Below are 14,023 nucleotides of genomic sequence, written 5' to 3'. Positions count from 1 at the left end.
TCCCGGGGCGACGTACCACGCCCTGATTCGCGACGACTGTCCTCGGGAGAATCCCAGCGATCAGACGCTCTGCTCACCGCGGATGCAGGAAGCTCCGGGCGTCGTCGAAGCCATCAAGAGCCCGACCGTCCACATCCTTTGGATCCGCCTCAGCACGCGCCGCCAGCGACTCCACGAGCGCCAGGGCCTCAGCACTGAGGCATCCGAAGCGCCGGGCGGTATGTCCAAGGCACAGGCCGGCGAGGCCGAGCAGAGGGCTGCCCGGCGCAGCCCGCGTCCCGGCCTCCACGCACCAGTGCTCGACGAACTCCCGATCCTCGTCGTTCAACGCACTCCCCACCAGGGCGCTTGCCGCCTCGCCCTCGTACGAGCGGTCGCGAAGTGCGCGCTCCAACCTCTCGGCCACCACCTCGTGAGGCAGGGCTGAGGGGTTCTCGCAGCGCGGATGAGAGGGCATCCCACGACGGTACGTGCCTGCGACCACGGCGAACACAGGGCACGCGATCCCTGAGGTGAGCCCGATTCAGGCCTGGGCGTATCACCCTCGGCATATCACCCCGGGCACGTCACCCCACGGCCTCGGCGGGCTGGGGCGTGCGCCGGTAGTGATCGAATTGCGTGACGCCGTTGTAGCCGTAGCTCTCGGGGTGGAGTTCGTACAGCGCGACCCCGGCGATCGGAGGCAGTACGCCCAGCGTTTCCCGCAGTAGTGCGTAGGCCCCGGTGATGAACTGCGCCTTCTCTTCAGCGCTGTTGGTGCCTGCGGTGATACTCACCTCCACCTGCGCGCCAGTGGCCTCCAGGACCGGACGGCCGGCGATGAAGAAATGGTCGGCCGGGACCTGGTTCACGTGGACCGTGGTGCGGGCCGCGGATTTACCGAGTGCTGAGACCGCCAGGTCCGTCAGACCGCCTGCCAGCGTGTACCGGTGAGCGGGAGCAAGGTCCGGATCGGAGACGGTGACGCGGATGTACGGCATGGGGTGACGCCTTTCCAGCAGAGGGAGCGACTGCTCACGACCCTTTCCGATCGGGGAGGATGAGTCCAACGCAGATCATCGATGGCCTCATGAGAGGGCCTCATGATGTTGGGTTCATGACGTCGGGCCTCATGACAGGGGAGCGGGAGAGGGGAGACGCCGTGGCGCTCAATCCGGCGCAGTTGCGTGCGTTCGTCGCCGTCGTCGACGCGGGCGGTTTCGGTGCGGCGGCAACGGTCCTGGGGCTGAGCCAGTCGGCCGTGTCGCACGCCGTCGCCTCGCTGGAGCGCACCCTCAACTCCCCGCTGATCGTCCGCTCGACCCCCGTACGCACCACTGCCCTTGGCGATGTGGTTCTGCCGCACGCCCGCTCGGCCCTCGTGGCGATGGACGCGATCTCCGAGGCAGGGGCCCGGCATGAGGCGACAACGGGCGGCACGGTACGCCTCGCTGCCACCCCCACGGTCTGCCAGGGCCTGCTCCCCTCGCTGCTGCGCCACTGGGCGGAGCGCCTGCCGGCCATCCGTATCCGTGTCTTCGAAGGCGGCAGCGACGAGATCGAGGCCTGGCTCGCGAGCGCGACGGCCGACGCCGCCATCGTGGTCGACCCGCCGGACGGAAGCGGCTCGCTGCTGGCGATCGATCCCTTCTTCGCCCTGCTCCCGAAGGATCACCCCTTGGCGGGGGAGGAGGCCGTCCACGTCGCGGACCTGGCGGACGACCCGCTGATCCTCTCGCCGAACGGCTGCGAACGTCACATCCGCACGATCTACCGGCTGGCGGGGGAGGAGTACACCCTGGCCCGTCGTGTACGGGATCTCGGAACCCTCATCAGCATGGTCCAGGCCGGCCTCGGCGTCTCGATCCTTCCGGAGGTCTCCCGCCCGCTGGTTCCGGAGGACCTCGTGCTGGTGCGCGTCACCCCACATCACAGCAGGAGCCTGGTGTTGCGCGGCCCGCAGGGGCGCGCCTGGTCACCCCCGGTGCGTGCGCTCGTGGACGCAGTGGCGCAACTGTCCACCGGCACGATCAGTCCAGGCCCCGACCGGCCCCGCGGACCCCTGGCGCAGAAGACCGGTTCGGTCCCCTCCCGGGCCCTGCGGGACAGCCCCTAGCGCAGGAACAGCCCCCACACACTGTCCAGTGACCAGCTGTGCCAGCACACGGCGAACAGCCCTACGGCCGAGATCAGCACCATCATCAGGTTCTGCCCCTGCTCGGCCCAGTCGTGGATCATGAGCACCAGATAGATCAGGTTGAGGAGCAGACCGCCCACGAGGGCGATCGGCGTCAGGAAGCCCACGATCAGGCCGAGGCCGAGCGCCAGCTCCGCGTAGGCGACGACATAGGCCATGAGCCGGGGATGCGGCTTCACCGTCCTGTCGAAGCTGCTCCGCACGAACGTCCAGCGGTGTTCGGCGGCTATGCCGGCCGCCCACGTGACACCGCCCCCGCCGAACCAGGTCTTCTTGTCCTTGTGGCGCCAGCTCTCCAGCCACCACAGCCCGAGACCGATCCGCAGTACGGCGAACCATTCGGCTCCGCTGAGCCACATCGTCTGCATGAGGCACTCCCGCCGGTGAGTCGACCAGTTGAACTGATGGGCCGTCAGTTCACCGGATGGGCTGCGATCCCGCAAGGGTCAAGTTCGGGCTACCGCTTGTCGGCGCTCACGTGCGTCCGTACCCTGAAACTGACGGATCGTCAGTTTTCATTCGACGAAGCGGCAGGTAGCTGAGGGGAAGCGAATGATGAGCAGTCAGAACAGTGCAACGGAACTGCCCAAGGTGATCAGCGTGGACGATCACGTGATCGAGCCCGCGCATCTCTTTGAGACGTGGTTGCCGAGCAAGTACCGGGACCTGGGGCCCAAGCCCTTCACGGCTGGGATCGGAGACCTGGCGTACGTCGGGGGGAAGTACCGGTTCACCACCGACCCGGAAGGCCAGGTCACGGACTGGTGGCGGTACGAGGGGGAGATCTTCCCCTACAAGCGGATCATCGCGGCCGTGGGCTTCTCACGGGACGAGATGACGCTCGACGGCATCACCCGTGAACAGATGCGGCGCGGCTGCTGGGATCCAGCGGAGCGGCTCAAGGACATGGACCTCAATCACGTCGAGGCGTCGCTCTGCTTCCCGACCTTCCCGCGCTTCTGCGGCCAGACCTTCGCCGAGGCCAAGGACAAGGAGGTCGGCCTGGCCTGCGTGCGCGCCTACAACGACTGGATGGTCGAGGAGTGGTGCGGGGACAGCAAGGGCCGGCTGATCCCGCTCTGCCTCATCCCGCTCTGGGACATTGATCTGGCCGTGGCGGAGATCAAGCGGAATGCGGCCCGCGGGGTCCGCGCGGTGACCTTCAGTGAGATCCCCACCTATCTGGGGCTCCCGTCGATCCACTCCGGCTACTGGGACCCGTTCTTCGCCGCCTGCGAGGAGACCGGGACGGTGGTGAACATGCACATCGGGTCGTCGTCGCAGATGCCCGCCGCGTCTCCGGACGCCCCGCCCGCCGTACAGGCGTCGCTGTCCTTCAACAACGCGATGGCGTCGATGATGGACTTCCTCTTCTCCGGGGTGCTGGTGAAGTTCCCCCGGCTGAAACTGGCCTACAGCGAGGGCCAGATGGGCTGGATCCCGTACGCCCTGGAGCGCGCGGACGACGTCTGGGAGGAGCACCGGGCCTGGGGCGGGGTGAAGGACCTGATCCCCGAGCCGCCGTCCACGTACTACTACCGGCAGATGTTCTGCTGCTTCTTCCGCGACAAGCACGGCATCGAGGCCATCGAGACGGTGGGCGTGGACAACGCGACGTTCGAGACCGACTATCCGCACGTCGACTCGACCTGGCCGAACACCAAGCAGGTGGCAGCCGACCACATGGCGGGCCTGTCCGACGATGTCGCGTACAAGCTTCTGCGGGGCAACGCGATTCGTATGCTGGACCTGCCGTTCGATCGGGACCGGACGGCCCCCACCGGCTGACCGCGGGCCGGCCGCTGCGGAGCGTTGAGGGCGTACGGTCCCTCAACGCTACGGTTCGGATGGCAACCCCTGCGGAGAGGCGATCGGATGAGGGACGCGACGTCAGAGGCACTGGTCACCCTCGCCCGTTGGTATCTGCGCGATGCCCCCGGTTCGCTCGGCAAGGAGTGGCTGGCGGGGCAGTACCTGAATCCGCGCCTGCGCGACCGCCCTCGTCAGCGGGTGGTCGACGCCAGGTTCGAGGCCAGGTTCGCCGTCGACACCCGGGACCTGATCCAGCGGTACATCTACATGTACGGCGCCTGGGAGCCGCACATGATGCGATGGCTCGCCAGTCGGCTCCGGGCCGGGGACGTCCTCGTCGACGTCGGTGCGAACCTCGGCTTTCTGAGCGTCTACGGTTCCCGGCTGGTCGGGGAGACGGGGCGGGTGGTGTCGATCGAAGCGTCCCCCGTCTTCCACCGGCGGGTGCTCCAGCACGCCGAGCTCAACGGGTGCGACAACATCCGTGCGGTCAACGCCGCCGTCTCGGACAGCCTCAGGACGCTCACCTTCGTCCTCGCGAGCTCACGGAACATGGGCGCGAACAGCATCGTGCCGTGGGACGGACCGGCGGAGTCCACCTTCGAGATGGAAGCGCGTCCGCTGCCCGAGCTCCTCCAGCCGGACGAGATCCGCCGAGCACGGGTGATCAAGATCGATGTGGAGGGCGCGGAAGGGGGTGTCGTCCGCGGGCTCGCCCCGATGCTTGACGACCTCCGCCCCGATGCGGAGATCGCTGTGGAGGTGACTCCGGAGCGTATGGAGCAACTGGGCGAATCAGTGGATGAGTTGCTGGACGTCATGCGCGAACACGGCTTTCACACCTACCACTTGGCCAACGACTACGCGCCGGAGAGCTATCCGGGTGCCCTGCGCCGGCCCAAGCCTCCCGTGCGATGGCGCGGGCCGGTCACGGCCGAGAGCGATCTGATCTTCTCCCGGGTCGATGCCGAGGCACTGAGGTGACACGGATGCGGGGCTGACCCTGCCTCTGCGTCAGGGTTGCAGCCCGGCTCAGCTGTCGACACGTCTGGATCCGCGCGACATCACGGCGGGCACGATCGTGGTGCCCACTGCCCCTCGCGAGACCGCCTGCGAAGCCCCGAGGCCCCGGCCGGACCTCCTGTGAAGCCCTGTCAGTCGGAGCCGGCCGGGTAGCGCCACGGGAAGTGCCCCAGCGCACGCGCTCTGGCTTCCACCACCGCCATCCGCGTATCGCGCTCGGCCGTATCGGTGTGCGCGGTCTGGCTCGTTGCCTGACCTGGCCACTTGCGGTACCGGAGGCCGACCTCGGACGAGAACCAGCCTCGGCTGACCGCGTTCATCGCGAGCAGCAGTCCCGTGTCCTCCGAGGCCGGCAGTGCCATCCAGCCGCCGAGTGCGAGCAGCAGGTCGCGTCGGACGAAGAGCGTCGCCGGGTGGACCTGCGCGCGGTAGCTGTTCGCCTTCCAGTGGGCGAGTACGGCTCCGCGCTCGATCGGTCCGTTGGCGGGATCCCCTTCGAAGCCGACAGTGGAACCGTCGGGGAGCAGGTCGAGCGCACGTGATGTCGCCCAGCCGATGTCCGGGTTCTCTTCGAGCGCGGCAAGGTCGCGGGCCAGTGCACCCGGCGGCAACTGGTCGTCGGCATCGAGGACCTTGACGTACGCGCCGTCCGCGTGGGCGAGGGCCATGGTCCTGGCCACGCCAGGCCCCCCGGCCCGGCCCTGCCGGAACGTCACCCGCTCGTCGGCGGGCACCTGCGGGGCGACATCGGAGCTCATGCCGTCTTCCTGGATCACCCAGTGCCAGTCCCATCCCCCGGGCAGCTCCTGCGCGCACAGTGACGTGTAGGCCTCTGCCAGGAACGGGGCCGACGGGGCGTGGACGGCGGTGACGATGATGATGCGCCGGCGCACGGCACTCACCACCTTTCCAAGTGAGTGGTGAAGAGCATTTCCGTGCGGTCGCCGGGCAGCGTGCTGTACGACACCTCCACGGCACGGCCGTCGGTGTCGAACGACGTCTTGCGGAGGACGACGACGGCCGTGCCGGGCGGGAGGTCCAGTTCTTCCGTCTCTTCCGCGGTGGGAGGCCGGGCGGTGACCCGTTCCTCGATACGGTCGATCTCGATGCCCACGGTGGAAAGCTGGTTCCAGGTACCCCCCGGCCAGGGCTCCTTCGTCTCATCCAGCAGATCCGGGTTGGCCGCGACCATGTCGCGGACGAGATGAGAGGTCACCAGGTTGAACGGCGCACGCTCCGCGCTGTACCGCGTCCGGTAGGACCGCTCGATGAGCTCGGTCCCCTCCGCGACCCCGAACGCCTCCGCGATGTCCGCGTTCGCCGTGATCTCGCGGTACGCGGCATGGAAGACGAGGTCGTCGACCGTCAGTCCCGTGTCGTGCTCGGCCACCCCGGTCCGCGCCCGCTTCTCCGCGGGCTGGCGTGCCCGGTCCTTCTCCCACTGGTGACGGGAGTTGGCGCGCTGCACCCGCGTGCGAGCGCGACGGACGAAGTTGCCGCGGCCGTGCACCTTCTCGACCAGCCCTTCAGCCTGAAGGAGGCGCAGGGCATCCCGTACCGTCGGCACGCTCCGTCCGGTCTGTTCCGCGAGCTTCGTCTCCGCGGGCAATCGGTCGCCGGGCCTCAGCCGGCCTGCGCGGATGGACTGCCTGAGCTCATCCGCGATGCGCTCGTACGCCTTCGCCACTGGTGGTCACCGCCTCCTTGACACGATGACCTCACCCTATGACTCCTCAAGAGGTCTTGACGAGTGGGACAGGCGCGGAGAGTCTGAGGAATGCGTACGAATCGAGGCCCCGGCGACGTGCGGTGGTCGTCGATACCGGGCCGGGGGAAAGCGTGAGAAAGGGGAATCCGTACGGGGGGTGGCCCCTTTGGTATTCCCCGGCCCGAATTCTGGCCTGAATGCGGACCGACTGCCGGCTGCTCCGCTGTATATCGAAGAGCCTGGAGGGACGGGATGCCCGGCATCCGCACGCCATGGAAGAGCCCGGCCGCTGGCGACGGGGGATGCACCAGCGACCGGGCTGTTCCCAACACTAACCCGGGTGATGGTGCGGCGGGATAACTGCTTGGCCACAGTGGGGAGTTGTGATCGATATCACGCGAGGCGCCGTGAGGTGCACCCGGCACGCTCCGGGCCGGGCCGGGCCTCGAAGCCGTTACTGACCGCACGGAGGGTCGTACGACAGGCGAGGCAGATACTCGTGCCATTTTTCCGGCGTCAGGACACCCCGCGTGGCCGAGCAAATGCGACTGATCGCCTTGTCGGCATCCAGGTTCCACAACCGGACGGTATCGGCGCCGCTCGACACCCCCAGCATGTGGCTGTTGGGGCTGAACGACAGGAAATTGCCGGTCTTGGCATTCGGGCTCAGCGATTGGCCGATAGGAGTGGCCTCCGCCGGGTGGGTGACGTTCCAGAGCCTGACCGTGTCGTCGTTTCCGCCGCTCGCCAGGGTGCGCCCGCTGCGGCTGAACGTCAGCGACACGACCGCTTCGGTGTGGCCCGTGAGAGTGGAGCCCAGCTGGGTCGCCCTGCGAGGGGCCGTGACGTTCCAGAGTCTGACCGTGCCGTCGTCGCTGCCGCTGGCCAGAGTGCGACCGTCCGGGCTGTAGGCGAGCGCGTTGACGGGGCCCAGGTGGCCCTTGAGAGGCGTGCCGATCCGGGCGGCATGACGTGGGTCGGTCACGTTCCAGAGCCGGATGGTGCCGTCGGCACTGCCGCCGGCGAGAGTCCGCCCGTCCGGACTGAAGATGAAGGTGTTGACGTAGCCCTTCTGACCGGTGAGCGGCGCACCGAGCGGACGAAGGCGCGAGGGATCGCTGACGTCCCACAACCGTATGGTGCGGTCGTCGAGGGCGGTTGCCAGCGTGGCCCCGTCCGGGCTGAACGTCAGGGCGTCGGGGCCCGCGAAGCGGGTCCGCAGCGCGACGGGCGGACCGTAGGGGACAGGCCGGGCCGGGTCGCTCACGTTCCACAACTGCACCGCGCGGCTTCCGGTCAGCACCGCGAGCGTGTGGCCGTCGGGGGAGAAGAGGAGCGAACGCGGGTCCCCCTTCCCTGGCATGAACGGTTTGCCCAGCAACGCCGGCCGGTTGGGCGACCTCACGTCCCACAGCCGTACCTTCTCGTCGCGCGCGGCCGTGGCGAGCACCTTGCCGTCCGGGCGGAACGATCCGATTCTCCCCGTCATGTCCGACGTCGGGATCGACCAGAGCCGGGCCTTGTTGTCGCCGCTCCCGGTGGCGAGAGTCCGTCCGTCGGGACTGAAGCCGACGGCGTACATCTCGCCGCTGCTGCCGGCGAGGGGCTCGCCGACCTGTGACGGGTAGGCGGGGTTGCTGACGTTCCACAGGCTCGCCGTGCTGTCGGCGCTGCCCGCGGCGAGCCTGGTTCCGTCGGGGCTGAAGGCCACCGACCACACGGGGCCGGTGTGGCCGGTCAGAGGCGTGCCGAGTTCGGTGGCACGACGGGGGTCGGTCACGTTCCAGAGCCGGATGGTCTCGTCGGTGCCGCCGCTGGCGAGCGTGCGGCCGTCAGGGCTGAAAGCCACGGAGTGCACCGTGCCCGTGTGGCCGGTCAGGACCCGGCGTATCGGGTCCGGACGATGGGGGTCAGCCATGTTCCACAGCCGGATCGTGCCGTCGTCGCCGCCGGCTGCCAGGGTCCGTCCGTCGGGACTGAACGCCACTGAACGCACGGCGGCGGTGTGGCCGGTCAGGGGACCGATCGCCTTCGGCCGGCCCGGGTCGTCCACGTCCCAGAGCCGCACGGTGTGATCTTCGTTGGCCGAGGCCAGGGTGTGCCCGTCGGGGCTGAAGGCGAGGAGGTACGCCGTGCCGCCATGGCCGGTCAGCGGTGGGCCGAGCGGCTTCGGGTGGCGGGGATCCCGTACGTTCCACAGGCGGATCGTGCCGTCGTCCGAAGTGCTGGCGAGTGTGCGGCCGTCCGGACTGAAGACGGCGCTGCTCACCCAGCTCGTGTGGCCGGTGAGCGGCCTGCCGAGCTGTTCGGGGTGGGTCGGGTCGCTCACGTCCCACAGCCGGATCGTCCGGTCGTAGCTGGCAGTGGCCAGTACCCGCCCGTTCGGACTGTACGAGGTGAGGTAGACGGCGCCGGTGTGGCCGAGGAGCGGCGTGGCCAGCGGCGCGTTGACGATCGAGATCAGCCGGTTGTTGGTGGCCTCGTCGTCCGGCCGCAAACGGTGAGCCACGAGATCGAGTTGAGCGGCCAGCGACGGGTCCGTGTACTGGGCGCGATCGGCCTCGGCGACCACCTGCTCGAACACGGCATCGTCCCGCTGCTGCCACGCGAGCACCGCCGAACCGACAGCCAGCATCGCCAGGACGACGAGGGCCGACACCGCGCTACGGCTGATCCAGACCGTGCGCTTGCGCAGTCTGGCCGAAGCAGCCAGGAAATCCACCGCGCTCCGGGTCAGGAAGGTGTCACCGGCCGATGTGGCCCAGCTGCGGGTCTGCTCCAGACGGGACCCCCGGTAGAGCAGCGACGTGTCGCGATGGGTGGCCTCCCAGGCCCTGCTGTCCTCCTCCAGCTGCTGGCGGAGCAGGTTGTCGTTCCGGTCCTCGTCGATCCAGTCCCGCAGGCGCGGCCAGGCGTGCAGCAGCGCTTCGTGGGTGATCTCCACGGTCTCCGCGTCGAGCGTCACCAACCGGGCGTGGACCAGCGCTTCGAGCGATTCCTCCGTCCGGTCGGGGTCCGTCGACTCGTCCGCCAGTTGGCGCCGGGTCTCCCGCCGCCGGGTCGCCTGGGTGTCCTCACCGAGCCGGACCAGCCTGAGGAGGAGGAGCCGCGCGGCGGTGCGCGCCGCCGGGCCGAGGCTGGACCAGGCGCGCTCCGCGGTCGCCGCCACCGCCCCCTGGATTCCGCCCGCCGCGCTGTAGCCGGCCAGCGTCAGCCGGCCGGCCGTCCGCCGCTGCCAGGTGGCGAGCAAGGCGTGGGAGAGGAGTGGCAGTACCCCCGCGTGCGTCCCGCGGGGGCCGTCAGCGCTCACGTCCCGGACGATCAGCTCCGCCAGCCCCGGTTCGAGTTCCAGGCCCACGGCCTTGGCCGGGCACGTCACCGCTTCGCGCAACTCCGCGGTGGTGAGCGGCCCGAGCACCATGTGCCGGTGCTGCAGCGCGTCGGCCAGTTCGGGATACCCGAGGCACTGCTCGTAGAAGTCGGCGCGTATGCCGAGCACTACGAGCACGGGAGCGGGGTCGTCCGGCCCGGCGGGCGTGCACACGGCATGGAGGAGCTGGATGAAGGCGAGCCTGTTCTGCTCGTCGGAGCAGAGGGTGAACGCCTCCTCGAACTGGTCCACGATGATGACCGGCCGAGCGGGGGACGACGAGGGCGTCCCGGTGGGGGAGGGCGTCTCAGCGGGGGAGGGCGTCTCACGGCGCGCCCACGCCGTGATGGCTTCCCGCGCCGCCTGCGCGAACCGGCCCGTACCGGGTTCGGGTTCCGCCTCCGCTGCTTCCGCCGAGGCCGGGACGGCGTCCGCGAGCTCAGGGATCCGGCGGATCAGCTCCGAGAGAGGATCGCCTCCCGGCACCAGCTGGAGCACCTTCCCCGCCGTGCTGCCACCGCTGCCCGGGGCGCCGCTCTGCAAGGCGGGCACCAAGCCGGCGTTCAGCAGGGAGGACTTCCCCGACCCCGAAGCGCCGACGAGCATGACCAGGCCGCCGGTCCTCTCCGCCGCCCGGAGCTGAGCGGCGAGGGCGTCCTTGCTCCGCTCCCGGCCGAAGAACCACCGGGAGTCCTGCTCCCGGTACGGAGCCAGCCCCCGGTAGGGACATACGCCACCGGGTACGTCCGGGGCTTCACCCGGAGGGCGTTGCCTCTCCTCCGGAGATGCCGCGGGGTGGTCGCCGACCGGATCGGCCAGCGCCCGCTCCCACAGACGCTGCCACTGGGCCAGGTCGTACAGGCCCGCGGAAACGGGCGCGGGCTGCGAACGACGGGCCTGGGGGATCAGTACGTGCAGTACCGCTGCGAGGGCGACGAACTGGGCAGGCACGTTCCTGGCGCGCCGCCAGTCGCTGATCCGCTGGGCGGACACCCGCACGTGCCGACCGCGTTCGTCGACCCGCTGAAGCCGGACGACCGCCTCGGACACGCTCTTGAGGGGAGGGTTGCCGGCCTCCTTGTACAGCAGCGCGAGACGCTCCGCCAAGGCTGTGCGTGCCCCTGAGTCGGAACTCAAGGTGTCCACCCCTTACTTCCCCCGCACCTGGACGTCCGGACCGGAAAACTCAGCCTATCTGGCTGACCTGCGGAGAGTCGTCGGCCCGGACGCCGGATCGCCCCCGTCGGGGGCCTCAACTGGCAGGATCACGACGTAGTAGCGCACCACCCGGGCTACGCCCGGATCGTCCACCTGCTCAGCGCTCGGAGAGACCCGTCATGACGCCGCATGTTCTCGGTCAAATTTCACCGTAGCTACGAACAGGCACCTGCTGTCTCGCCGGCTGAGCTTGCGAGATCCGTGGAGCGGGCCCCATCCGGACCGCTGCCGCACCGACCACGGGTCCGCCCTTCCTCGATCTGCGCCGCCTTGCACCGATCCGGCGCAGACCGAGCCGCCGACGTCCGGTACCGGTCCCCACGAGGGGAGGGACCGGTACCGGACGGTGCGGCGTGCGTACGGGTCAGACCTGGACGGACGGGCGTCATCACGGTGACCGGCAGGGACACCTGCCGAAATCCGCGAAATCCCATTGATCGACTTCTACCGGTGGGTGCCTGGAGACAGAGCCGCTCGGCGTCCAGGAACAGCGCGCCCGGCAGGCTGTCGTAGCGCGCAGGCCTCGCGCCCGCTGTTCCGACGCTGGTGGCGCGCCGGCAAAGGAGGAGTTCGCCTTCAGCCTCGGATCGATCACCAACCATCTGGGTGTGGAGGCGGCTGCGGCGTTCGCGAACCGCCTCCCGGCAGTCGGCGGCCCGCGAAAGGAAATCCCCGAGCAGCGGGAGGAAGGCTTTACGGGGTGGCCGTCCGTATCCCTGGCAGCACTTGCAGCCGAGCCCGGCGCGACGGCGGGAATCCTGGCCGCGATCCAACAGCTCATCCACGATCGGGGGCCCTCCGACTGATCTCCTACGGGCGGGCCCGTCACGGCGCGGGCCCTAACATGAGGACCGCCTCGGCCGTACGGGACTAGCTTGGCCGCCTGTCCCGGACGGCCGAGTGCGTTTGTGAGCCTTCGTCCCGGGTGTCCGAGGGGTAAACGGCTCGCGGCGACGGCGTCCGGGTGCCCTACAGTTGCGGCGGTCTGCAGGTACCGGTCGTCGCCCCGTGCGAACCGGCTGAGCGGCTGGCCAGGTGTACTCGCCGGTCGACGGCCGCTTCCTGCCGGACCGGTACGTCGAGGGCACCTGCCCGCACTGCGGCTACGACAAGGCCCGCGGTGACCAGTGCGAGAACCGCACCCGCGTCCTGGACCCGACCGACCTGATCGCCCCGCGCTCGGCGATCAGCGGCTCCACCGAGCTGGAGGTCCGCGAGACCAAGCACCTGTTCCTGCGCACCTGTTCCTGCTCGACCGGGCGATCACCCGTGATCTGGACTGGGGCGTCCCGGTTCCGTCCGACACCTGGCCGGAGCTCGCGGCCGAGGGCAAGGTCTTCTACGTCTGGTTCGACGCCCCGATCGAGTACATCGGCGCGACGAAGGAGTGGTCGGACGCTGCCCCGGGCGAGGCGCGCGACTGGAAGTCGTGGTGGTACGAGGCCGACGACACCGTGCGCTACACGCAGTTCATGGCCAAGGACAACGTCCCCTTCCACACGGTGATGTTCCCCGCCACCGAGCTCGGCGTCCGCGAACCGTGGAAGAAGGTCGACGTCGTCAAGGGCTTCAACTGGCTGACGTACTACGGCGGTAAGTTCTCCACCTCCCAGAAGCGGGGCATCTTCACCGACGCAGCGCTGGAGACGCTGCCCGCGGACTGCTGGCGCTACTTCCTGATCGCCAACGCTCCCGCCCCATGGCCATGCCACGAACCGAGATCGAGACCGAGATGGAGACCGGGACCGGGACCGGGATGGTCACAAGATCCGTGGGACAGGCCCGAGTGCGCGGTCGAGGAGGGGGAGCAGGCGGTCCCAGTGATGCTGCAGTCCGGCGGGGTCGAAGGTGTCGGTGTCGGCCATGGTGAATCCGTGGACGGTGCCGGGGTAGATCTCGGAGGTGTAGTCGACCTTCGCGGCGTCCAGGGCGCGGTTGAGCTCGCCGAGGGCCTCGGGAGTCAGATCGCTTTCGGCGTGGCCGAAGTGGACCTGGGCGGTGATCTCGCTGAGGGTGTCGGGTCCGTCCGCGCCCACGGGAGCGTGGAATGCGGCGATGGCGGCGACCTGGCCGGGGTGGGCCGCTGCGGTGCGCATGGCCAGGAGGCCGCCTATGCAGTAGCCGGTCACCGCGACCGGCCCGGCGGCGACCTCGGGCTGGGTGGTGAGAAACCTGAGGTAGGCATCGGCGTCACGCAGGGCGCGGTCGGCGGTGTGGGCCTCGATCAGCGGCATCAGCCGGGCGAAGACTTCGGACCGGCTGTCTTCTCCGATGTAGTCGGGAAGTGTGATCACCGGCGCCGGGCCGTGCCGGTAGAAGAAGTTGGGGACGAGCACGTAGTACCCGTGGTCGGCCAGCTCGCGGGCCATCTCCCGCAGCACGGGCCGGATGCCGAAGCCATCCGCGTACATCAGCACCCCTGGGCACCGCCCGCCACCATCGGGAAACGCGGCGAAAGCGTCGGCCTGACCGTCCGGGGTGGGAATCTGCAGCGTCTTGATGGGCATGAAGTCTCCTGTCGTGGTTGATGTATCGAGCTGAGATCAACACGACAGAAGGTGGAGCCCGCGCAGCAGCGCAAGCCTCTCTGTCCAACAGGGGGACCGCACCGGCCCGTACAGCACTCAGAGGAGTGCCGGGTAGCCAATCCGTGTGTGGCGCGAGGCCGTCCCGGTATTCATAGCCGCAGACCTTAGCCCACTGGGCGGAGTCGCCG

General features: G+C 69.2%; 10 protein-coding genes and 1 pseudogene. 4 read left to right on the top strand and 7 right to left on the bottom strand.

The annotated features are described in order from the left end of the window. Positions 1 to 73: 73 nt before the first annotated feature. Positions 74 to 457, bottom strand: coding sequence for a hypothetical protein (locus tag OG285_RS15405; RefSeq protein WP_371791266.1), 384 nt, complete (start codon positions 455 to 457; stop codon positions 74 to 76). Between the two features lie 109 nt (positions 458 to 566). Then, the gene (locus tag OG285_RS15400) at positions 567 to 980 is read right to left on the bottom strand and encodes a 4-oxalocrotonate tautomerase family protein (RefSeq protein WP_371791265.1); all 414 of its coding nucleotides are present in this window, start codon (positions 978 to 980) and stop codon (positions 567 to 569) included. A 161-nt stretch (positions 981 to 1,141) separates the two neighbouring features. Between OG285_RS15400 and OG285_RS15395 the strand changes: the two genes are divergently transcribed. Further along, positions 1,142 to 2,095 carry a LysR family transcriptional regulator gene (locus tag OG285_RS15395; RefSeq protein ID WP_371791264.1) on the top strand — a complete coding sequence of 318 codons (954 nt, stop codon included), beginning with the start codon at positions 1,142 to 1,144 and terminating at the stop codon, positions 2,093 to 2,095. Here OG285_RS15395 and OG285_RS15390 read toward each other — a convergent pair. Then, positions 2,092 to 2,544, bottom strand: coding sequence for a DoxX family membrane protein (locus tag OG285_RS15390; RefSeq protein WP_371791263.1), 453 nt, complete (start codon positions 2,542 to 2,544; stop codon positions 2,092 to 2,094). The two genes, OG285_RS15395 and OG285_RS15390, sit on opposite strands and share 4 nt — an antisense overlap. Before the next feature lie 184 nt (positions 2,545 to 2,728). Here OG285_RS15390 and OG285_RS15385 point away from each other — a divergent pair, with 184 nt between their 5' ends. Next, on the top strand, positions 2,729 to 3,964 hold the full coding sequence (locus tag OG285_RS15385; protein ID WP_356826262.1) for an amidohydrolase family protein: 1,236 nt from the start codon (positions 2,729 to 2,731) through the stop codon (positions 3,962 to 3,964). An 87-nt stretch (positions 3,965 to 4,051) separates the two neighbouring features. After that, positions 4,052 to 4,972, top strand: coding sequence for an FkbM family methyltransferase (locus tag OG285_RS15380; protein WP_371791262.1), 921 nt, complete (start codon positions 4,052 to 4,054; stop codon positions 4,970 to 4,972). 170 nt (positions 4,973 to 5,142) lie between these two features. On the opposite strand, the gene OG285_RS15375 is transcribed toward OG285_RS15380, so the two are convergent. The 3 genes from OG285_RS15375 to OG285_RS15365 form a co-directional block, all read right to left on the bottom strand. Next, positions 5,143 to 5,904, bottom strand: a complete 762-nt coding sequence (locus OG285_RS15375; protein WP_371791261.1) for a glycosyltransferase family 2 protein — start codon at positions 5,902 to 5,904, stop codon at positions 5,143 to 5,145. Positions 5,905 to 5,909: 5 nt separating this feature from the next. Further along, a complete protein-coding gene (locus OG285_RS15370) occupies positions 5,910 to 6,698 on the bottom strand; it encodes a GntR family transcriptional regulator (RefSeq protein WP_356826256.1) in 789 nt (262 codons plus the stop codon). A gap of 475 nt (positions 6,699 to 7,173) precedes the next feature. Next, positions 7,174 to 11,235, bottom strand: a complete 4,062-nt coding sequence (locus OG285_RS15365; protein ID WP_371791260.1) for an AAA family ATPase — start codon at positions 11,233 to 11,235, stop codon at positions 7,174 to 7,176. A 1,095-nt stretch (positions 11,236 to 12,330) separates the two neighbouring features. Here OG285_RS15365 and OG285_RS15360 point away from each other — a divergent pair. Beyond that, positions 12,331 to 13,001, top strand: a pseudogene (locus OG285_RS15360) (class I tRNA ligase family protein); the annotation flags it as partial. 66 nt (positions 13,002 to 13,067) lie between these two features. On the opposite strand, the gene OG285_RS15355 reads toward OG285_RS15360, so the two are convergent. Then, the gene (locus OG285_RS15355) at positions 13,068 to 13,814 is read right to left on the bottom strand and encodes a dienelactone hydrolase family protein (RefSeq protein ID WP_356826252.1); all 747 of its coding nucleotides are present in this window, start codon (positions 13,812 to 13,814) and stop codon (positions 13,068 to 13,070) included. Positions 13,815 to 14,023: the final 209 nt, after the last annotated feature.

This window comes from Streptomyces sp. NBC_01471, assembly GCF_041438865.1.
Classification (GTDB): Bacteria; Actinomycetota; Actinomycetes; order Streptomycetales; family Streptomycetaceae; genus Streptomyces.
This window is presented reverse-complemented; position numbering and strand designations above follow the sequence as displayed.